The sequence below is a fragment of the Halomonas sp. E19 genome (assembly GCF_052439355.1).
In the GTDB taxonomy this organism is placed as follows: Bacteria; Pseudomonadota; Gammaproteobacteria; order Pseudomonadales; family Halomonadaceae; genus Halomonas.
This window is the reverse complement of sequence record NZ_JBNFWU010000001.1, coordinates 2,601,885-2,621,637: the sequence shown is the minus strand read 5'-3', so window position 1 is coordinate 2,621,637 and position 19,753 is coordinate 2,601,885. Positions and strand designations below refer to the sequence as shown.

At 66.1% G+C, this 19,753-nt stretch carries 10 protein-coding genes and 5 pseudogenes; 12 read left to right on the top strand and 3 right to left on the bottom strand.

The window, feature by feature from the left end:
- Positions 1–76: 76 nt before the first annotated feature.
- Positions 77–2,302, bottom strand: a pseudogene (locus tag ACUDAL_RS13705) (primosomal protein N').
- A 191-nt stretch (positions 2,303–2,493) separates the two neighbouring features.
- Here ACUDAL_RS13705 and rpmE point away from each other — a divergent pair.
- Both rpmE and ACUDAL_RS13695 read left to right on the top strand, forming a co-directional pair.
- Positions 2,494–2,709 carry a 50S ribosomal protein L31 gene (gene rpmE / locus ACUDAL_RS13700; protein WP_444678508.1) on the top strand — a complete coding sequence of 72 codons (216 nt, stop codon included), beginning with the start codon at positions 2,494–2,496 and terminating at the stop codon, positions 2,707–2,709.
- Positions 2,710–3,056: 347 nt separating this feature from the next.
- A complete protein-coding gene (locus ACUDAL_RS13695) occupies positions 3,057–4,328 on the top strand; it encodes a malic enzyme-like NAD(P)-binding protein (RefSeq protein WP_444678507.1) in 1,272 nt (423 codons plus the stop codon).
- A 132-nt stretch (positions 4,329–4,460) separates the two neighbouring features.
- Here ACUDAL_RS13695 and ACUDAL_RS13690 read toward each other — a convergent pair whose 3' ends face one another.
- Together ACUDAL_RS13690 and ACUDAL_RS13685 are read right to left on the bottom strand one after the other, a co-directional pair.
- A complete protein-coding gene (locus ACUDAL_RS13690; protein WP_444678506.1) occupies positions 4,461–5,213 on the bottom strand; it encodes a DUF481 domain-containing protein in 753 nt (250 codons plus the stop codon).
- A gap of 206 nt (positions 5,214–5,419) precedes the next feature.
- Positions 5,420–7,943, bottom strand: a pseudogene (locus ACUDAL_RS13685) (penicillin-binding protein 1A).
- Positions 7,944–8,199: 256 nt separating this feature from the next.
- On the opposite strand from ACUDAL_RS13685, the gene pilM reads away from it, so the two are divergent.
- The 10 genes and pseudogenes from pilM to gltB all read left to right on the top strand — a co-directional run bounded on the left by pilM (position 8,200) and on the right by gltB (position 19,736).
- Entirely contained in the window at positions 8,200–9,261 is a 1,062-nt protein-coding gene (gene pilM, locus ACUDAL_RS13680; protein ID WP_444678505.1) for a type IV pilus assembly protein PilM, read from the top strand.
- Positions 9,258–9,833: a PilN domain-containing protein gene (locus ACUDAL_RS13675; RefSeq protein WP_444678504.1), complete on the top strand. Its 576-nt coding sequence runs from the start codon at positions 9,258–9,260 to the stop codon at positions 9,831–9,833. Before pilM ends, ACUDAL_RS13675 begins: the two co-directional genes overlap by 4 nt.
- Positions 9,830–10,452 (top strand): annotated as a pseudogene (locus ACUDAL_RS13670) (type 4a pilus biogenesis protein PilO). Before ACUDAL_RS13675 ends, ACUDAL_RS13670 begins: the two are co-directional and overlap by 4 nt.
- Positions 10,449–10,958: a pilus assembly protein PilP gene (locus tag ACUDAL_RS13665; protein ID WP_444678503.1), complete on the top strand. Its 510-nt coding sequence runs from the start codon at positions 10,449–10,451 to the stop codon at positions 10,956–10,958. Before ACUDAL_RS13670 ends, ACUDAL_RS13665 begins: the two are co-directional and overlap by 4 nt.
- Positions 10,959–11,012: 54 nt before the next feature.
- Positions 11,013–11,639: an AMIN domain-containing protein gene (locus ACUDAL_RS13660; RefSeq protein WP_444678502.1), complete on the top strand. Its 627-nt coding sequence runs from the start codon at positions 11,013–11,015 to the stop codon at positions 11,637–11,639.
- A pseudogene (locus ACUDAL_RS13655) lies at positions 11,545–13,145 on the top strand (type IV pilus secretin PilQ). Before ACUDAL_RS13660 ends, ACUDAL_RS13655 begins: the two are co-directional and overlap by 95 nt.
- Positions 13,145–13,687: a shikimate kinase AroK gene (gene aroK / locus ACUDAL_RS13650; RefSeq protein ID WP_444678501.1), complete on the top strand. Its 543-nt coding sequence runs from the start codon at positions 13,145–13,147 to the stop codon at positions 13,685–13,687. The pseudogene ACUDAL_RS13655 and the gene aroK overlap by 1 nt, the downstream one beginning before the upstream one ends.
- A gap of 3 nt (positions 13,688–13,690) precedes the next feature.
- Positions 13,691–14,801 (top strand): annotated as a pseudogene (aroB, locus tag ACUDAL_RS13645) (3-dehydroquinate synthase).
- Between the two features lie 79 nt (positions 14,802–14,880).
- The gene (locus ACUDAL_RS13640; RefSeq protein WP_444678500.1) at positions 14,881–15,234 is read left to right on the top strand and encodes a hypothetical protein; all 354 of its coding nucleotides are present in this window, start codon (positions 14,881–14,883) and stop codon (positions 15,232–15,234) included.
- A 50-nt stretch (positions 15,235–15,284) separates the two neighbouring features.
- Positions 15,285–19,736 (top strand): glutamate synthase large subunit, encoded by a 4,452-nt coding sequence (gene gltB, locus ACUDAL_RS13635; protein ID WP_444678499.1) that lies wholly within the window; start codon positions 15,285–15,287, stop codon positions 19,734–19,736.
- Positions 19,737–19,753 lie beyond the last annotated feature (17 nt).

Here is a 19,753-nt window from a genome sequence, read left to right as displayed (position 1 = left end):
GTCGCAGGCGGGAACTCGCCCGGTTGGGCATGATGGGCCATTATCGGCAATTGTGGCGCGGCTTTAAAGGCCGGACTCAGCTCAGCGTCTGTGGGTCGACGTCCAGCGACCAGCGCACCCGACGCGCTTCCGCGCTCTCCTCCAGCCAGGCAGTGAGCTGGGCGCAGGCTTCATGCAGTGGGCTGCGCCGCGCTGCGGTCAGCATCAGCTGAAGGTGGTAGCGCCCTTGGCGCCGCTCCATGGGGGCCGGCACCGGGCCGAGGCAGTCCACGGGCAGGCCGCGTTCGGCCAGCCAGGGGCGCAGGCGGGCGGCGATCTCCCTGAGCAGGACGGCTGCGGTCTCCTCCTGGGGGCTTTCCACCCGTAGCAGGGCGAGAAAACGGAAGGGTGGCAGGCCGGCGGCCTGGCGCTCGGCCAGCAGCTGCTCGGCCAGCGCGTCGTAGCCTTGGCTGGCGAGCAGGCGCAGGTGCGGGTCGTCGGGATGCTGGGTCTGGACCAGCACGCGCCCCGGGTGGGCGGCGCGGCCGGCGCGGCCGGCGACCTGCACCAGCAGCTGGGCGCTGTGCTCCAGGGCGCGAAAGTCGCTGGCATAGAGCCCGGCGTCGGCGTTGACCACCACCACCAGGGTGACATTGGGCAGGTGATGACCCTTGGCCAGCATCTGGGTGCCGACCAGCAGGCAGGGCTCGCCGCGTCGTACCTGGCTGAGAGTGGTTTCGAGCGCGTCGCGGCGACGCGTGCTGTCGCGGTCGATGCGGTGCACCGGTACCTTGGGAAACAGCGCGGCCAGGGTCTCCTCGGTGCGCTCGGTGCCGCTGCCCAGCGGACGCAGGTCGGCGCTGCCGCAAGCGGGGCAAGCGGCGGGCACGGCTTGGCGTCGGTCGCAGTGGTGGCAGGCTAGCATCGGCGGCTGGCGATGCAGGGTCATGCGCGCATCGCAGCGGTCGCAGTCGGCCAGCCAGCCGCAGGCGTGGCAGGAGAGGGTCGGGGCGAAGCCACGGCGATTGATGAACACCAGCACCTGGTGCCCGGCGGCGAGAGTCTCACGAATCGCCTCGATGGCTGGTGGAATGAGTCCGCCCTGGCGCGGGCGGCTGCGCATGTCGAGCAGCTCCAGGCGCGCCGGCGCGTGGCGCGTGGCGCGCTGCGTCAATCGCAGCAGGCGATAGTCACCGCGGCGCGCCCGGTGCAAACTTTCCAGCGACGGCGTGGCGCTGCCCAGCAGCAGGGGAATGTCATGCTGCCGGGCGCGCACCACGGCCAGATCGCGGGCATGGTAGCGCAGCCCGTCCTGCTGCTTGAAGGAGGTGTCGTGCTCCTCGTCGATGATCAGCGCGCCAGGCCGCAGCAGCGGTGTGAAGATCGCCGAACGGGTGCCGATAACAATGGCGGCGCATCCGCTGGCCGCCGCCTCCCAGGCATCGAGCCGCTCGTTGTCGGTCAGTGCCGAATGCAGGGCCACCACCGGCACCAGGAAGCGGCGCCGAAAGCGCGCCAGGGTCTGAGGGGTCAGGCCGATTTCGGGCACCAGCAGCAGGGCCTGGCGACCACGGCTGACCACGGCTTCGATCAGCTGCAGGTAGACCTCGGTCTTGCCGCTGCCGGTGACGCCATGCAGCAGGCAGGGGTGAAACGCCTCGAGCCGGGCATGCACGGTGGCCAGGGCGGCGGCCTGCTCGGCATTCAGCGGCAGCGCGGGTTCGGCCAGCACGCGACCGGCTGGGGGCGGGCGCGGAGCGGCCAGCGGTGTCTCGTGTCGCTCTACCAGCCCCTTGACGACCAAGGCCTTGAGCTGCTCGCGGCCGAACCCCTGGGCCAGCACGGCCTGAGTGGCGAGGCCGTGGGGGTGCTGGCGCAGTATGGCCAGCAGCGCCGCCTGGCGCGGCGCGCGCTTCAGTACTTCGGGCATATCGGCTGGCTGGGGCGCGGGCGAGCCGGCTGCGGCGCTGGCGCGCCACTGTTCACGTACGCGACCGGCAAGGGCGCGCCCTGGCGCAGCAGCACCGGCATTGCCTGGTGGAAAGTGTCGCCCAGGAGTGCTGGTAATAGCGCGCGGCGAAGTGGCACAGCCACTGCCAGTCCTCGGGCAGCGGGGCTTCATCGAGACAGGCGTCGATCGGCCTGAGCCGGGCCAGGGGCAGCTCGCTCTGCTGCGCGCAGGCCACCACGACCCCCACCGCCAGGCGCCGGCCGAAGGGAACGCGCACGCGCAGCCCGGTCGCCAGCCTTCCGCTGGTGGATCGGGGCATGGCAGATAGTCGAAAAGGCGCCGCAGCGGCGTGGGCAGCGCGACCCGTAAAATGCAGGGGCGGCGTGGCGTGGGGAGCGGGCAATTGGCCTCCGGCGTCGGCTCTGGTATACTATGCGGCCGTCGTGCCGCAGTAGGGTCGGCGGCTGAACCGGTTACATGTCAACGTTCGTGAAGCAGACAACCCGTATGCGGTGCCTGGCACAGGATCAGGTGGCGGCATACAGCGCTAATTGAGGCTCAAGATGAAACAAGGTATTCACCCGGATTACAAGAAGGTCGCCGTGACCTGTTCCTGCGGCGCGTCCTTCGAGATCGGCTCCACCGTCGGTCACGACCTGTCACTGGATGTTTGCTCCCAGTGCCACCCGTTCTACACCGGCAAGCAGAAGCAGGCGTCCACCGGTGGCCGCGTCGAGCGCTTCAACAAGCGTTTCGGTGCCGCCATGAAGCGTGGCTGAAACTCGTCGCGCCTTGCCGAGACGAAAGCGGTAGCCAAGGACACCCGCCGACAGGCGGGTGTCTTTTTGCGCCGACTTTTTTGCGTCGACTTTTTTGCGCGCTGCCGTGTCGTGCGGCGCTTGCTGCGCCCTGGATGGCGCTGCGTCGATGCGTCGCGCTTGACTCTCAGGAGAACGATAAGCAAAGCGTTATGCATGGGCCTATAAGTATAAGTAGCAGCAAATAGTGGGTAATGTTCGCGAACGAGCGTTCAAAAGGCTCGATGTTGTCAATCTTGAGATATGGAAGCTTTTTCTATATTGTGGGGCTTCTTCTTTTCTTCTCAGTATGGATACCGGATCACAGCATGACAGACGCCAAGAAGCAGGCCGCGCTGGACTATCACGCCAAGCCCATCCCCGGGAAGCTTTCCGTGGAGCTGACCAAGCCGACGGCAACCGCTCGTGATCTCGCCCTGGCCTACAGTCCGGGCGTCGCCGAACCGGTGCGTGAGATCGCTCGTGACCCGGAGAATGCCTACCGCTACACCGGCAAGGGCAACCTGGTGGCGGTCATTTCCGACGGCACGGCCATCCTGGGGCTCGGCAACCTGGGCCCGCTGGCCAGCAAGCCGGTCATGGAAGGCAAGGGCGTACTGTTCAAGTGCTTCGCCGGAATCAACTCGGTGGACGTCGAGGTCAATGCGGAGAGTCCGCAGGCCTTCATCGACACCGTGGCGCGCATTGCCGACACCTGGGGCGGCATCAACCTCGAGGACATCAAGGCGCCGGAGTGCTTCGAGATCGAGCAGGCGCTGATCGAGCAGTGCAGCATCCCCGTGTTCCACGATGACCAGCACGGCACCGCCATCGTCACCGCCGCCGGCATGCTCAACGCGCTGGAGATCGCCGGCAAGCGCCTGGAAGAGGCGCGGATCGTCTGCCTGGGTGCCGGCGCGGCGGCCATTGCCTGCATGAAGCTGCTGGTCTCCTGCGGCGCGCGTGCCGAGAATTTGGTGATGCTCGATCGCCGTGGCGTCATCCACACCGGCCGCGAGGGGCTCAACCCCTACAAGGCGATGTTCGCCGTGGAGACCGACAAGCGGACGCTGGACGACGCCATCGACGGTGCCGACGTCTTCATCGGGCTCTCCGGGCCCAACCTGATGACGGCAGAGCACATGCGCAAGATGGCGCCGAACCCCATCGTGTTCGCCTGCACCAACCCTGACCCGGAGATTCATCCCGACGTGGCGCGCGAGGCGCGTCCGGACGTGATCATGGCCACCGGCCGCTCCGATTTTCCCAATCAGGTGAACAACGTGCTGGGCTTCCCGTTCATCTTCCGCGGCGCCCTGGACGTGCGTGCCACGCGCATCAACGAAGAGATGAAGGTGGCGGCGGTCCATGCGCTGAAGGACCTGGCGCGCGAGCCGGTGCCGCAGGAGGTGCTGGACGCCTATGAGCGTGAGCACATGGAATTCGGTCCTGAGTACATCATCCCCACCCCGGTCGATATACGTCTGCTGGAGCGAATTCCGGCGGCGGTGGCGCAGGCGGCGGTGGACTCAGGCGTGGCGCGCCGGCCCTACCCGGCGCACTACCCGCTGAAGACCGTGGACGACGTCTACGGCCAATGAGGCCCCGACGACGCATCCAGCTACGCAACAGCCGGCCCAAGGGCCGGCTGTTGCGTTGGCAGAACGCATTGCCCTGCCCACTATGGAAGTGACCTCGCAACTCTAGCATCGACCCAGCAGGTAAGAATTGTCCTACCAGGTATAAAGGAGGGTAACGTTCGACGTGTGGTCGGTGCGCTCCTCTGCCGACTGGGGCGGGTCGGAGTTGTGTCGCACCTCGTGGGAGAGCCGCAGCGAAAGGCGGGAGTTCAGCCGTGCGGTCAGCGACGAGAGCGAGCGGGTGGTGGTGTTCTCCTGCGTGCCTTCCACCGACAGCTCCTGGCGCAGGCTGGCAAAGCGCGACAGCGTCCAGTGATAGTCGAGCGCGCCATAGATTACCCCGAGATTCTCGTCCTCCTCATTTTCGACCCGATCCTGGCGAAACCCCGGTCCCGCTTCGAGCGACAGGCGATGTCGCTCGCGTTGGATGACATGGCGGCCATAGCCGCCGATGGCGGCGAGCTGGTAGTCGTAGCCGCTGAAGCGATCCTTCTCCCAGCGGGCGAAGCCGAACAAATAGTGGGGGCCGTAGAAGTCGAAGCGCTCGCGACCGGAGAGCAGGTACTGCTCGGCGCTGGTGTCGCCGTCGCGAGTGACGTTGCGCACCTCGCCGCGCAGGGTGTGCGTCCAGTCGCCGGTCAGCCAAGTAAGGCGGCTCTTGCCGATCAGCGTCTGGCTGTCGGTGTTGCCGGTGAGGTGGGTGTATCCCAGCTCGGCCTCGCCGCTGAAGGTCGGTGAGTCGTCGTCGGGCGGGGGTGGTGCGTAGAACACGCTGGCGCCCAGTGCTGTGCCTGGCAGCAGGGTCAGGCCAAGCAAGGTGCAGAGGAAGCGGAGCAGAGGTGACATGCGAAACATCCTGTTTTGCCTGGTTCGCTGAGCTGCAAGGCGAAGGCGTCGTCGCAAGACGAAGCCGGGGGCATCCTGCCCCTCAGGTTTGACCGGAGAATCGAGCCGAAGATCCCTCGCATGTCCCGTTCTGCGGTGCAGCCTGGCTGACATGCTTTTCGCGCGGCACGCCGCCCCGGCCTGGCGAAGGCCGGGGCGGGCCTGCCTCAGAAGATCGCTTCGTAGCTGCCGGTGCCCTGGGCGCCGCTGCGCTGCTCGATCTCCTGTTCGACGCGCCGGGGTTCCAGCTCCGGCAGGTAGTCGGGATGGAAGATTTCCGTGATGCCGCCGGACTGGCCGTCGGCCAGGCGCCGCCCCGTCTGCTCGTCGACCCGTGCGCGCACCAGCCCCAGGGCGCTTGCGGCATGGCTTCCGGCCGGCCGTTCAGGGCATTGCCCATGAAGTCGATCCAGATTGGCAGTGCGGCGACGCCGCCATATTCGGCGATGGACTCGTTGTTGTCCTTGCCGATCCAGACGGTCACTACCAGGTCGCTGTTGTAGCCGGCGAACCAGCCGTCGCGCTGGTTGTTGGTTGTGCCCGTCTTGCCCACCACGTCCCTGCGGTTCAGTGATAGCGCCGAGCGGCCGGTGCCGCTCTCGATCACGTCACGCAGCATATCGCGCAGGATGTAGACGGCGATCGGATCGGCCACCCGCGGTGCGACGGGGAACAGGCGTCCGTCGATCTCGACTTCGCTTTGGCCGTCGCTGCAGTCGCGGCAGGCCACGGCGGGGCGGGCCTCCTCGATGACCTGCTCGTCGCTGCCGCGCGTGACCCGTTCGATGAACCAGGGCGCCACCTGATAGCCGCCGTTGGCCAGCACCGCATAGGCGTTGGTCATTTCCAGCGGAGTGAGGTCGGCGCTGCCCAGGGCCAGCGACAGGCCGCGCGGCAGGCGGCTTGAGGCGAAGCCGAAGCCTTCTAGATAGCGGATGGTGTTGTCGAGCCCCAGGGTCTGCAGCACGCGAATGGTGACCAGATTGCGCGAGCGCGCCAGCGCCGCGCGAAGCCGCATCGGGCCGAGGAAGTCGCCGCTGGAATTGACGGGGCGCCACAGGCTGCTGCCGTCGTGCATCACCACCGGCGCGTCGTTGACCACGCTGGATGCGGTCATCAGGCCGGTGTCGAGGGCCGCCAGGAACACGAACGGCTTGAAGATCGAGCCGGACTGCCGCTGCGCCTGGACGGCACGGTTGAACTTGCTGGCATTGAAGCTGAAGCCGCCCTGCAGCGCCAGGATGGCGCCGGTGTCCGGCTCGAGCACCACGATGGAGCCTTCCGCGTCGGGGCGCTGGGAAAGCCGCCAGGAGCCGTTTTCACGCTGCAGGATGCGCACCAGGTCGCCGCGCCCGGCAATCTCCGCCGCCGAGCTTGGCTCGGGCCGCGGGCGCGCGGATTGCGATAGGCGCGCGCCCAGGAGAGGCCATCCCAGCCCAGGGTGACGACTTCGCCGCCACGGGTCAGCACGCGCATCTCACGGCCTTCGCTGGCGACTACGATGGCCGGCTGCAGCGGCCCAAAGCCCGGCGTGCGCTCGAGCACGCGCAGCCAGTTGCTGACGTCGCCTTCGATGCCGGCGATCTCGGTCTGGCTGCGCTGGGCGGCTTGACGGGCGGTTTCCATGATTTCGGGCGATTCGGACAGCTCCTCCTCCAGCCCGCGGCGCTCGGTACGCGCCTGGGCCTCGGCCAGGCTCGAGGGGATGCCGCTCTCTTCCGGGCCGCGCCAGCCGTGACGCGTATCGTAGTCGATCAGGCCGCGCGCCAGCGCTTGCCGCGCATAGGGCTGCAGCTGGCTGTCCACCGTGGTATGGATGCGATAGCCGCCGGTGTAAGCCGTTTCGCCGAAGCGCTCCACGGCGTACTGACGCGCCATCTCCGCCACGTAATCGGCGTCGACCTCGATCTGGGCCACGTGACGGCGGGCTGTGACCGGCTCCTGTACGGCAGCTTCGTAGGTCGCCTGATCGATGTTGCCGAGATGGCGCATGCGATAGAGGATCCAGTTGCGGCGGATCAACGAGCGCTCGGGATTGGCCAGCGGGTTGAACGACGACGGCGCCTTGGGCAGGCCGGCGATCATCGCCTTCTCTGCAAGGGTCAGTTCGTCGAGGGGCTTGTTGTAGTAGACCTCCGCGGCGGCGGCAATGCCGTAGGCGCGGTTGCCCAGAAAGATCTTGTTGACGTAGAGCTCGAGGATCTCCTCCTTGGTCAGGATGCGCTCCATCTGCAGCGCCAGCAGGATCTCGCGGATCTTGCGGGTGAAAGTCCGGTCGAGCGTCAGCAGGTAGTTGCGTGCCACCTGCATGGTGATGGTGGAGCCGCCCGACTGGATGTCGCCGCCGCTAGAAATCAACTCTACCGCCGCACGCGCTAGCCCGCGAGGGTCCACGCCGCGATGCTCGAAGAAAGCCGCATCCTCCGCGGCTAGCAGTGCCTGGATGAAGTCGGTGGGAATCTCATCGAAGTCGACCGCCATGCGACGCTCTTCGCCGTACTCGCCGATCAGCTTGCCGTCGCGGGTAAAGATCCGCAGCGGCGTGTGCAGTTCGAAATCCTGGAGCTGGCGTACGTCGGGCAGGCCGGGCGAGAAGTACAGTGCGGCCCCGGCAATGCCGAGCAGGCCTGCCGTCAGTACCGACAACAGCAACCAAAAGGCCGAAAGAAACAGGGTCTTGATCCACTTCATGAAAAGGCGGTATCCGTGGTGGAAGCAGAAAAGGGGCGGGGCGAAGGGCCTTCATGGGCAAGAAGCCATTATATGAAGCCGAGCCCCAGGTCACCAGCACAGAGCCGAGCAGCTTCCCATTTCTTGCGCATTCCTGTTCGCTCGTGTGAGCCGGCCATGCTGGCGATATTATTTACCTAAGCCATATTGCGGGATACGGCTTAAGGCGCGACGATAACAAATAGAAACGCAGCGGATACGCAGGGACAACAACACAATGCGACTCAGACCCTCCCGCAAGGGGTTGATAGGTGTCGATATCACCTCGGCCACCGTCAAGCTCATCGAGCTTCGGCAGGCCGGCTCGCGGCACCAGGTCGACAGTTACGCCGTACGGCCGCTGCGCGAAGGTGCTGTGGTCGAGCGCAGAATCCGCGACATGGGCGAGGTGGTCGACGCTTTGCGGCGGGCGGTGGAAAGCGCCAAGCCGACCTCCAGGCTTGCCGTGGCAGCGGTGCCGGCGAGCGCCGCCATCACCAAGACCCTTACGTTGCCCGCCTCGCTCAACGACGAGGAGATCGAGGCCCGCATTCAGCTTGAATCAGACAAGCACATCCCTTTTCCGTTCAGCGAGGTGGCCTTCGATTTCCAGCGCCTGGGTCTCAACGCGCGCTATGGCGACCAGCAGGACGTGCTGCTCGTGGCCTGCCGCCAGCAGGATGTGAGTCAATTGACCGACGCCTTGCACCAAGCCGGCCTGACTCCTGCGGCGGTCGATGTCGAGACCTTTGCCATGGAGCGCGCCTTCACCGAGCTGCGGCGCCAATTGCCCCACGCCAGCGGCACGCAAGACGGTGTTGCCCTGGTGGATATCGGCGCCACTATGAACGCCTTCCATGTGCTGCATGGCGGACGCATCGTCTATAGCCGCGACACCGTTTTCGGCGGGCGCCAGCTGACCGAGGAGGTACGCGTGCGCTATGGCCTCACGCTGGAGGAGGCGGGGCTGGCCAAGAAGCGCGGCGGGTTGCCGGAGGACTACCACACCAGCGTGCTGGGGCCTTTCGTCGACTCCCTGGTGCAGCAGGTGGGGCGCTCGCTGCAGCTTTACTATACCGCCGGGCGCAAGCAGGAGGTGCGCCGCATGCTGCTGGGCGGCGGTTGCAGCGTACTGCCTGGCCTGAAGGAGCGGCTGGCGCAGGAGACCGGCATGGAAGTGGTGATCGCCAATCCCTTCCAGAACATGCGTATCAGCTCGCGAATCGATGTCCAGACGCTGGCCAGCGATGCCCCCGCCATGCTGACCGCCTGTGGCCTGGCCATGAGGGCGCCGTCATGACGATCGAAATCAACCTGCTGGCCTGGCGGGAGCGCAGGCGTGAGCGCCGCAGCCGACGTTTCTACCTGGCCGTCATTGCCTTTGCCCTGCTGGGCGCGGCCGGTGGCCTTGGTCTGACCTACCACGTCGACGATCGGCTCGATGCCCAGAAGAAGCGCAACGCCTTCATTCGCGAGCAGACCCAGCGGCTGGAGGGTGATATCCGCCTGATCGGTGAGACCGAATCCATCCAGCAGCGCATGTCGCGCCAGATCGAGGTCTTTAGCGACCTGCAGCAGGGGCGTTCGCTCACCGTGCTGGTATTGCGCGACCTGGCCGTCAGTCTGGTCGACGGCGTGCACTATACCCAGCTGAGCCGCCAGGGCGACCAGCTGCACCTCTCGGGGCAGGCGGAAAGCAACCATCACGTGTCCGAGCAGTTGCGTAGCCTCGCCGCGGCGCCTGCCTTCGCCGAGCCGGTGCTTTCTGAGGTCGAGTCGGACGGCGGGCCGCGGCGTCGCTTCAGCCTCGGGATCAATCAACTGGTTCGGGCGAGTGAGCCGAGCGTGGCGGCTGGCGAGGAGGTGCCATGAACCTGCAAGCGGAAATCCGGCGTCTTCGTGAAGTGGACTGGCGATCGCTGGATCTCAAGGAGTCGGGCACCTGGCCGGTCCTGCTCCAGATGTTCTGCTGCGTGCTGGTGTTCGTGCTGTTGCTCGTTGCGACGCGCTGGTACCTGGTGGGCCCGAAGGTTGAAGAGCTGCAACGGGCCGAGGCCGAGGAGGCGCAGCTGCTGAGCGATTTTCGCAACCGGGCGGCCCAGGCGGCGCGCCTGCCCGACATGCTCGAGCAGATGGCGCATATCGAAACGCGCATGAGCGAAGTGATGGCGATGCTGCCCTCGGGAGCCGAGATCCCCGCCCTGCTCGACAGTATCAGCGAGCTTGCGCTGGACCAGCACCTGAGCATCGACTTCATTCGGCTGCGCAGCACCGTTGCACAGGATTTTTACATCGAGCGGCCTTTCGATATTCAGGTGGAGGGGATTACCACCATATCGCCGGCTTCCTCGCCGGAATCGCGGCGTTGCCAAGAATCGTTACGCTGCATGATTTCACCCTTGTGCCCGCAGAAGACGGCGGCCGCCTCAGGCTCTCCATGCTGGCACGCACCTATAGCTACCGCGCGGCGAACGAGGAGGCCACTCCATGAGGCGTCTGGCCATCGTTATCGCCGCTGCGGCCCTCGGGCTGGCGGGCTGCGCCGATCCAGAGCTGGAGGCGCTCGACCGGCAGCTGGAAGAGATACGGCGCAATCCCGGCGGCATGGCCCGTATCGAGCTTCCCGAGGTACCGCGCTATGACGCCGTGCCGTACCGGGAGGGCAATCGCCGTAGCCCCTTCCGACAGGCGCTGCCCGAGCCGGAGGCCCTGGTGGCGCTGAACGGCGAGCTGGCACCCGATCACAACCGGCCGCGCGAACCGCTCGAAGCCTATGCCCTGGAAGACCTGGCGCTGGTCGGCCTGCTCAGCATTCGGGGGCAAACCTACGCCCTGGTCCGGTCGCCGGGAGGGGAGGTGCATCGATTGAGGACGGGCAGCTATCTGGGCAACAACCACGGTCGCATCGAGGAGGTATCGCAGCGCTCGATACGCCTCGTGGAGCTGGTGGCCACGGGGGCGGCGGCTGGGTGGAGCGGCGTGTCCAATTGGCGCTGACCAACGAATAAGCGGGGCGATCGCAGCGGCGTACCCGGGCAAGGGGTGCACGCTATGCGTACCAGGCAGGGAAGGAAAACTATGACACACCTTTTACGCATCATGACGGGAATCTGCCTGCTGCTGGCCTCCGTGCAGGCACTGGCCAATACGGCACTGACGGCGCTCGACTTCCGCCAAGGTCAGGGCGGCGAACTGCAGGTGGACCTGACGTTCAGCCAGGGGGTGCTCGAGGTGCGCGGCTATCGCCTCGATGAACCGGCGCGCCTGTCGATCGACCTGATCGATGCCACGAACCAGCTGGAGCAGCGACGTATCGACCTCGGTATCGGAGGCGTCGAGCAGGTCACGGCGCTCGAGGCCGGCTCCCGCACCCGCCTGGTCTTCCACCTCGACGGCCCGCTGCCCTATGACACCGTGCAGCAGGGCAATCAGCTGCGCATTACCATTGGCGGCTCCCTTGGGCGTTGCCGCAGCGGCGAGCATCGAGCCCTCTGCCCCGCGTGTGGCGCTGCCGACAAGCCCGACGCTGCCGACGGTGACCGATATCGACTTTCGCCGTGGCGAAGGCGGCGCCGGGCGGGTCATCCTCACCTTCGACCGGGCCGGGGTCGACGCGCGGGTGCGCGAAGCGGGGCGCGGCCGCATCGTGGCGGAGCTAGTCGGGGTGGAGCTTCCTGAGGCACATAACCAGGTGCTCGATGTCACGGATTTCGGCACGCCGCTGCGGCGCATCACGCCGCGGGCCGGGCGCGACGGCGTGACCTTCGAGATCGAAGGCAGCGGTGAATTCGCCATGGTCTCGACCCAAAGCGGTCGCCAGCTGACCATCGAGGCGCAGCCGATCACCCCGCAGCAGCGCGAAGAGCGCGTGCGTCAGCAGTTTCCCTATAGCGGCGAGCGGATCACGCTGAACTTCCAGGATATCGAAGTGCGCTCGGTGCTGGCGATCATCGCCGACTTCACCGGCCTGAACCTGGTGGCCAGCGACAGCGTGACGGGGCGCGTCACCCTCAACCTGCAGGACGTGCCCTGGGACCAGGCGCTCGACCTGGTGCTCAAAAGCCATGGGCTGGCCAGCCGGCAGGAGGGCAACGTCATTGTCGTGGCGCCGGCCAGTGAGCTGGCCAGCATCGAGCGCCAGGCGCTCGAGGCCAGGACCCAGATCGAGACGCTGGCACCCCTGGTCACCGAATATGTGGAGGTGAGGTACGCGCGGGCCGAAGAGCTGGCGGCACTGCTGCGCGGCGCCGACGGCTTCGGCCTGCTCACCGAGCGCGGCCGGGTGGCCGTCGATCCGCGCACCAACATGCTGCTGATACAGGATACCGCCGAGCAGATCCAGGAGATCCTGCGTACCCTGGACCGGCTCGACGTGGCGGTGCGCCAGGTGCAGATCGAGGCGCGCATCGTGGTGGCACGAGACGGGGTGGCGCAGCAGCTTGGCGTCAACTGGGGGCGTCATCGCGGGGCAGCAGCCGGCTCAACCTGGGGGGCCTCAAGCGGCTCGCCCGTTGCTGTGTATGGAGATGACTTCACTGGGCAGCGCGATTCCCGCGGGCAGTTAATCGCCGGTAGTCTGACTGGCAATCAATATCAGCGGGGTGGTCTGGCCGTCGACCTGGGCAGCGCCAACCCCATGACCAGCTTCGGCTTCGGCTACCTGTCGGGCGATATCCTGCTTGACCTGGAGCTGCGTGCGCTGGAGAGCGAGAGCAAGAGCCAGACCATCTCGCAGCCCAGGGTGATCACCGCCAACCAGCGTACGGCGGTGATCAAGCAGGGCCAGGAGCGGGCCTACACCGCCCAGTCGGGCGATACGCTGAACACCGAGTTCAAGGAGGCGGTGCTGTCGCTGGAGGTGACGCCGCAGATTACTCCGGACAACCGCATCATCATGGACCTGATGATCACCAACGATAGCTTCCAGAATGTTCCGCGGGGTGAAGAGCCGCCCATCGACACCAACAGCATCGAGACCCAGGTGCTGGCCGACAACGGCGAGACGGTGGTGCTGGGCGGTATCCTCACCACCGAGCAGATCAGCCGCCTGGCCAAGACCCCTTCTTCGGCGACCTGCCTGTGCTGGGCAGGCTTTTCCGGTACAATGAGAGCAGCAATGAAAAGGTGGAGCTGCTCATCTTCATCACTCCACGGATAATCGAAGACGGCCTGGCGATTCGCTGATGCAGGACTTGCCCAACCTTATCCTTGTCGGCCCCATGGGGGCCGGCAAGAGCACCATCGGCCGCCTTCTGGCGGCCGAGTTGTCACGCGATTTCTACGACACCGACCATGAGATCCAGGCGCGCTGCGGTGCCGACATCCCCTGGATCTTCGACGTCGAAGGCGAGGCCGGCTTTCGTCAGCGCGAAGAGCAGATGATCGAGGAGCTGACCGAGCTCGACGGGGTGGTGATTGCCACCGGCGGCGGCGCGGTGCTGCGCGAGGAGAACCGTCGCCGCCTGCGCGAGCGGGGCACCGTCATCTACCTGTTTACCACCGTCGAGCAGCAGCTCAAGCGCGTCGCCAAGGACCGCAACCGCCCGCTGCTGCAGCGCCCCGACCGCGAGCAGGTGCTGCGCGAGATGTTCGCCCTGCGCGATCCGCTCTATCGCGCCACGGCGGATGTCGTGGTGCGTACCGACCGGCGCAGCCCGCGCGCCGTCGTCAACGATATCGTGCGTCGCGTGCAGCGGCTGACCGATCCCCTACAAGCGAAGGTCTGACCCATGTCACAGAGCGAAACTTCCTCGGCCCGGCGCAACCTGCAGGTGGCGCTGGGCGAGCGCAGCTATCCCATCCACATTGGCGCCGGCCTGCTCGGCGATGCCGGCTGCCTGGCGCCCTACCTGGCCGGCCGCCAGGTGATGATCGTGACCAACGAGACGGTGGCGCCGCTGTACCTGGAAACCCTGCGTCGCGGCTTGTCGTCCGATCTTGAGGTGCGCGAGCTGGTGCTGCCCGACGGCGAGGCGACCAAGACCCTGTCCAGCGTCGAGCGTATCTGGAATGCCTTGCTGGAAGCCGGCTTCAACCGCCGCTGCACGCTGATTGCCCTGGGGGGCGGCGTGATCGGCGACATGGTCGGCTTCGCCGCCGCCTGCTACCAGCGCGGCGTGGCCTTCATCCAGGTGCCCACCACCCTGCTCTCGCAGGTGGATTCGTCGGTGGGTGGCAAGACCGGCGTCAACCATCCGCTGGGCAAGAACATGATCGGCGCCTTCTGGCAGCCGCGGGCGGTGCTGATCGATACCGATACGCTGAAGACGCTGCCGCCCAAAGAGCTGTCGGCGGGGCTGGCCGAGGTGATCAAGTACGGCCTGATCCGCGATGCCGAGTTCCTGGCCTGGCTGGAAGCCGAAATGTCCGCGCTGAGGGGCTTGATCCCGCGGCGCTGGCCTGGGCCATCGAGCGCAGCTGCGCCCTCAAGGCTGAGATCGTCGCCGAAGACGAGACCGAGCAGGGGTGCGTGCGCTGCTCAACCTGGGCCATACCTTCGGCCATGCCATCGAGGCGCACCAGGGTTACGGCAGCTGGCTGCACGGCGAGGCGGTGGGGACCGGCATGATGATGGCAGCTGAGCTCTCGCACCGCCTTGGCTGGCTGGTCCAGGCGGAGGTCGAGCGTGCAGCGGCCATTATTGCCGCTGCGGGCCTGCCTCTGGCGGCTCCGGCCGCCATGAGTGTCGAGGACTTCCTGGCCCGGATGCGGCTGGACAAAAAGAACGTTGACCAGCGCCTGCGCCTGATCCTGCTCCAGGCGCTGGGTCAGGCGGTGGTGTACGACGAGACGCCACCTACGCTGCTCGACGAGCTGCTGGAGAGCTTCCCTAGGGCGTAAGTTCGCTAGCCCTGACGGGGCGCACCTGTCCCAGCAAAGAGAGGCCGTGCGGAGAGATCCGCGCGGCCTTTCTTGTGGAGTGTGCAAAGCGCTGCTGGGCTGGCTGTCTTGTGGTCGCCGCCCTTGGAGCGGTTCCGGCATGAATCCGTATGCCTCATGCGTTATCGGCATGGGTAAAAACGGCAATTTTAGACTAAAGTCTAATGCCTTGGTTTTGCCGTTTGAAAAACGTTTATGCGATCCGCAAGTGCTTGAACTATTGGTTGTTTTTGTTTGGCGTGGGTTGGCAAGTTGCGGATTTGACGAGAGTTTTAGGTGGGTGTGGCGATGCGGGCAATTGCACGTCGAGGGCGGAAGTGTCTATGCTGGGCGTCCTTTTCTCGCAACGGCAGCAGGCTGCTTATGCGGCCATAACAAAAAGAAAACCGATTAAAATATATAACTGCTGTCGCTTGGTCAATAGACATTCTTTGAGGCACGCCCATGAACCAAGGCCTACACCACCCCGGCGAGTTTCGTGACAACTGCGGCTTCGGCCTGATCGCCCATATGGAAGGGCAGGCCAGCCACGACCTGCTGCGCACCGCCATCGAATCCCTCACCTGCATGACGCATCGCGGCGGTATCGCCGCCGATGGCAAGACCGGCGATGGCTGTGGCCTGTTGCTGAAGATGCCCGAGGCCTTCATGCGCGAAGTGGCCGCCGAGGCGCTGGACGTCGAACTTGGCGATCGATTCGCCGTGGGTGCGGTATTCCTGCCCGACGACGACGCCAAGGAAGCGCGCGCGCGCGGCATTCTAGAGGGCGAGCTGCGTGCCTGCGGCCTGGTGATCCGGGGCTGGCGAGACGTGCCGGTGGACCCCGCCTACTGTGGCCCCATCGCACGAGCCTGCCTGCCGCGCATCCGCCACCTGTTCGTCGAGCCGGGCAAGCTGGGCGACCCTGAGCGCTTCGATGTCGACCTGTTCATGGCGCGCCGCCGCGCAGAACAGATGCTGCGTGACGAGCCGGATTTCTACGTCTGTTCGCTCTCCACCCAGGTCATCTCCTACAAGGGTCTGATGATGCCGGTGGATCTGCCGACCTTCTTCAAGGATCTCGGCGACGAGCGGCTGCAGACCGCGATCTGCGTCTTCCATCAGCGCTTCTCCACCAACACCGCGCCGCGCTGGCCGCTGGCCCAGCCGTTCCGCCTGCTCGCCCACAACGGCGAGATCAACACCATCGAGGCCAACCGCAGCTGGGCCAACTCACGCAAGGCGAACTTCGTCAACGAGCGGCTGCCCGACATCGCCGAGCTCGACGAGATCGTCAACACCGTGGGCTCCGACTCCTCCAGCATGGACAACATGCTCGAAGTGCTGCTGATGGGCGGCATGGAGCTGCATCGCGCGGTGCGCATGATGGTGCCGCCGGCGTGGCAGAACGTTGAAACCATGAGCGGGGAGCTGCGCGCCTTCTACGAATACAACTCCATGCACATGGAGCCGTGGGATGGGCCCGCCGGGGTGGTCATGACAGATGGTCGCCAGGCGATCTGCATGCTCGACCGCAACGGCCTGCGTCCGGCGCGCTGGGTGATCACCAAGAACGGCTACATCACCCTGGCGTCGGAGATCGGTACCTATGGCTACAAGCCCGAGGACGTGGTAGCCAAGGGGCGCGTCGGGCCCGGCCAGATCCTTGCCGTGGATACCCAGACCGGCGAGGTGCTACATACCGCGGACATCGATGAGCGGCTCAAGTCCGCCTATCCCTACAAGCGCTGGCTGAAGGAGGAGGCGCACTACCTGGAGTCGGCGCTGACCGAGCTGGCCAGCTTCCAGAACATGGACGCCGACGAGGTCAAGGCGTGGCAGAAGATGTTCCAGGTCACCTTCGAGGAGCGCGACCAGGTGCTGCGCCCGCTGGCCGAAAGCGGCCAGGAGGCGGTCGGTTCCATGGGTGACGACACGCCCATGGCGGTGCTCTCGCGCCGCAGCCGCCTGCTCACCGACTTCTTCCGCCAGAAGTTCGCCCAGGTCACCAACCCGCCCATCGACCCGCTGCGCGAAGCGATCGTGATGTCGCTGGAAACCTGCATCGGCGCCGAGCTCAACGTGTTCAAGGCCACGCCCGAGCACGCCCACCGGATCATCCTGACCACGCCGGTGCTGTCGCCGCGCAAGTTCACCGCGCTGCTCGAGCAGGACGATCCCGCGTTCTGCCATGAGCGCCTGAGCCTGGGCTACGACCCGGAGCAGATGGGGCTCAAGGCAGCTATCGTCGAACTGTGCCGCCAGGCCGAGGCGGCGGTGCGCGACGGCAAGGTAATCATGGTGCTTTCCGATGCCGAACTGCCCCAGGGCCAGCTGCCGATTCATGCGGCGCTGGCGGTAGGGGCGGTGCACCACCATCTCAGCAAGCTGGCCCTGCGCCCGCGTGCCAACATCGTGGTGGAGACCGGCTACGCCCGCGACGCCCACCAGATGGCGGTGCTGTTCGGCGTGGGAGCCACCGCGGTGTTCCCGTGGCTGGCCTATCAGGTGATGGCCGACATGCACCGCACCGGCGAGTTGACCGGCAACCCGGCCGATGCCCGCGAGAACTATCGCAAGGGCATGCAGAAGGGGCTCTACAAGATCCTCTCCAAGATGGGTATCTCGACCCTGGCTTCCTATCGCGGTTCGCAGCTGTTCGAAGCGGTGGGGCTGTCGTCGGAAGTGGTCGAGCTGTGCTTCACCGGCATGGCCTCGCGCATCGAGGGCACCGGCTTCAGCGAACTGCAGCTGCAGCAGGAGTGGCTGGCCCGTGACGCCTGGACGCCGCGCAAGGGCATCAACCAGGGCGGCCTGCTCAAGTACGTGCACGATCACGAGTACCACGCCTACAACCCCGATGTGGTGAAGGCGCTGCAGGAGGCCGTGCAGGAGGGCGACTATCGGAAGTGGAAGAAGTTTGCCGGACTGGTCAATGAGCGCCCAGTGGCCACCATCCGCGACCTGCTGAAGCTCAAGGTCTCCGAGACACCGCTGCCGCTCGAGGAAGTAGAGTCCATCGACGAGCTGATCCCGCGCTTCGACAGTGCCGGGATGTCCCTTGGCGCGCTGTCGCCCGAGGCCCACGAGGCGCTGGCCCAGGCCATGAACGAGGCCGGCGGGCGCTCCAATTCCGGCGAGGGCGGCGAGGACCCGGCGCGCTACGGCACCATCCGCAGCTCCAAGATCAAGCAGATCGCCTCTGGGCGCTTCGGCGTCACCCCGGCCTACCTGGTCAACGCCGAGGTGCTGCAGATCAAGGTGGCCCAGGGCGCCAAGCCCGGCGAGGGCGGCCAGCTGCCCGGCGGCAAGGTCAACGCACTGATCGCCCGGCTGCGCTACTCGGTGCCCGGCGTGACGCTGATCTCGCCGCCGCCGCATCACGACATCTACTCCATCGAGGACCTGGCGCAGCTGATCTTCGACCTCAAGCAGGTCAATCCGGAGGCGCAGGTGTCGGTGAAGCTGGTCTCCGAGCCCGGCATCGGCACCATCGCCACCGGCGTGGCCAAGGCCTACGCCGACCTGATCACCGTGTCGGGCTACGACGGCGGTACCGCAGCGAGCCCGCTGACCTCGATCAAGCATGCCGGCTCGCCGTGGGAGCTGGGGCTGCCCGAGGTGCACCAGGCGCTGCGCATCAACGGTCTGCGCGACAAGATCCGCCTGCAGACCGACGGCGGCCTGAAGACCGGCCTCGACGTGGTCAAGGCAGCCATACTGGGCGCCGAGAGCTTCGGCTTCGGCACCGCGCCGATGGTGGCGCTGGGCTGCAAGTACCTGCGCATTTGTCACCTCAACAACTGCGCCACCGGGGTGGCCACCCAGCACCAGTATCTGCGCGACGAGCATTTCCGCGGCACCGTGGACATGGTCAAGAACTACTTCCGCTTCATCGCCGAAGAGGTGCGCGAGCTGCTGGCGCTGATGGGCGTGCGCAAGCTGACCGACCTGATTGGTCGCACCGACCTGCTCGAGGTGCTGGAGGGCGAGACCGCCTCCCAGCGCAGGCTCGACCTGACGCCGCTGCTGGCCAATGACTTCGTGCCGGCCGATGCACCGCAATTCTGCCAGGTCAGCCGCAACGTGCCGCATGACCCGGGTACCAAGAACCAGGAGGTGCTGGCCACCATCGAGAAGGCGATTGCCGACAAGAGCGGCGGTGAATTCCACTTTACCCTCACCAACTGCGACCGCTCGGTGCCGGCGCTCTCTTCCGGCGCGGTAGCCAAGCACTATGGCGAAGCCGGCCTCGAGGATGCGCCGATCACGCTGCGTTTCACCGGGGTGGCCGGGCAGAGCTTCGGCGTGTGGAACGCCCGCGGCCTCAACCTCTATCTGGAAGGTGATGCCAACGACTACGTCGGCAAGGGCATGAACGGCGGCAAGGTGGTACTGGTACCGCCGCGTGGCAGCCGCTTCGAGAGCCATAAGACGGCGATCATCGGCAACACCTGCCTGTACGGCGCCACCGGCGGCAAGCTGTTCGCCGCCGGTACCGCGGGCGAGCGCTTCGCCGTACGCAACTCCGGCGCCCACGCGGTGATCGAAGGGGCCGGCGACCACTGCTGCGAATATATGACCGGCGGCCTGATCTGCGTGCTCGGCGAGACCGGCGTCAACTTCGGCGCCGGCATGACCGGCGGCTTCGCCTACGTGCTCGACGAGGATCGCTCCTTCGTCGATCGCTACAACCATGAGCTGGTGGAGATCCACCGAGTCAACACCGAGGCCATGGAGGCCTATCGGCGTCACCTGAGGGAGATCATCGAAGAGTTCGTGGCCGAGACGGGCTCTGCCCGCGGGCGCGAGATTCTCGACGACTTCAGCGACTTCGTCCGCCATTTCTGGCTGGTTAAGCCCAAGGCAGCGAGCCTGAACAGCCTGCTTGACGAATCGCGCAGACGCCCCGAGTGAGCCGGATTCCAGGAGAT

Coding starts and splice junctions, on each gene's coding strand:
- rpmE (WP_444678508.1), top strand. CDS start 2,494: ATGAAACAAGGTATTCACCCGGATTACAAGAAGGTCGCCGTGACCTGT.
- ACUDAL_RS13695 (WP_444678507.1), top strand. CDS start 3,057: ATGACAGACGCCAAGAAGCAGGCCGCGCTGGACTATCACGCCAAGCCC.
- ACUDAL_RS13690 (WP_444678506.1), bottom strand. CDS start 5,213: ATGTCACCTCTGCTCCGCTTCCTCTGCACCTTGCTTGGCCTGACCCTG.
- pilM (WP_444678505.1), top strand. CDS start 8,200: ATGCGACTCAGACCCTCCCGCAAGGGGTTGATAGGTGTCGATATCACC.
- ACUDAL_RS13675 (WP_444678504.1), top strand. CDS start 9,258: ATGACGATCGAAATCAACCTGCTGGCCTGGCGGGAGCGCAGGCGTGAG.
- ACUDAL_RS13665 (WP_444678503.1), top strand. CDS start 10,449: ATGAGGCGTCTGGCCATCGTTATCGCCGCTGCGGCCCTCGGGCTGGCG.
- ACUDAL_RS13660 (WP_444678502.1), top strand. CDS start 11,013: ATGCGTACCAGGCAGGGAAGGAAAACTATGACACACCTTTTACGCATC.
- aroK (WP_444678501.1), top strand. CDS start 13,145: ATGCAGGACTTGCCCAACCTTATCCTTGTCGGCCCCATGGGGGCCGGC.
- gltB (WP_444678499.1), top strand. CDS start 15,285: ATGAACCAAGGCCTACACCACCCCGGCGAGTTTCGTGACAACTGCGGC.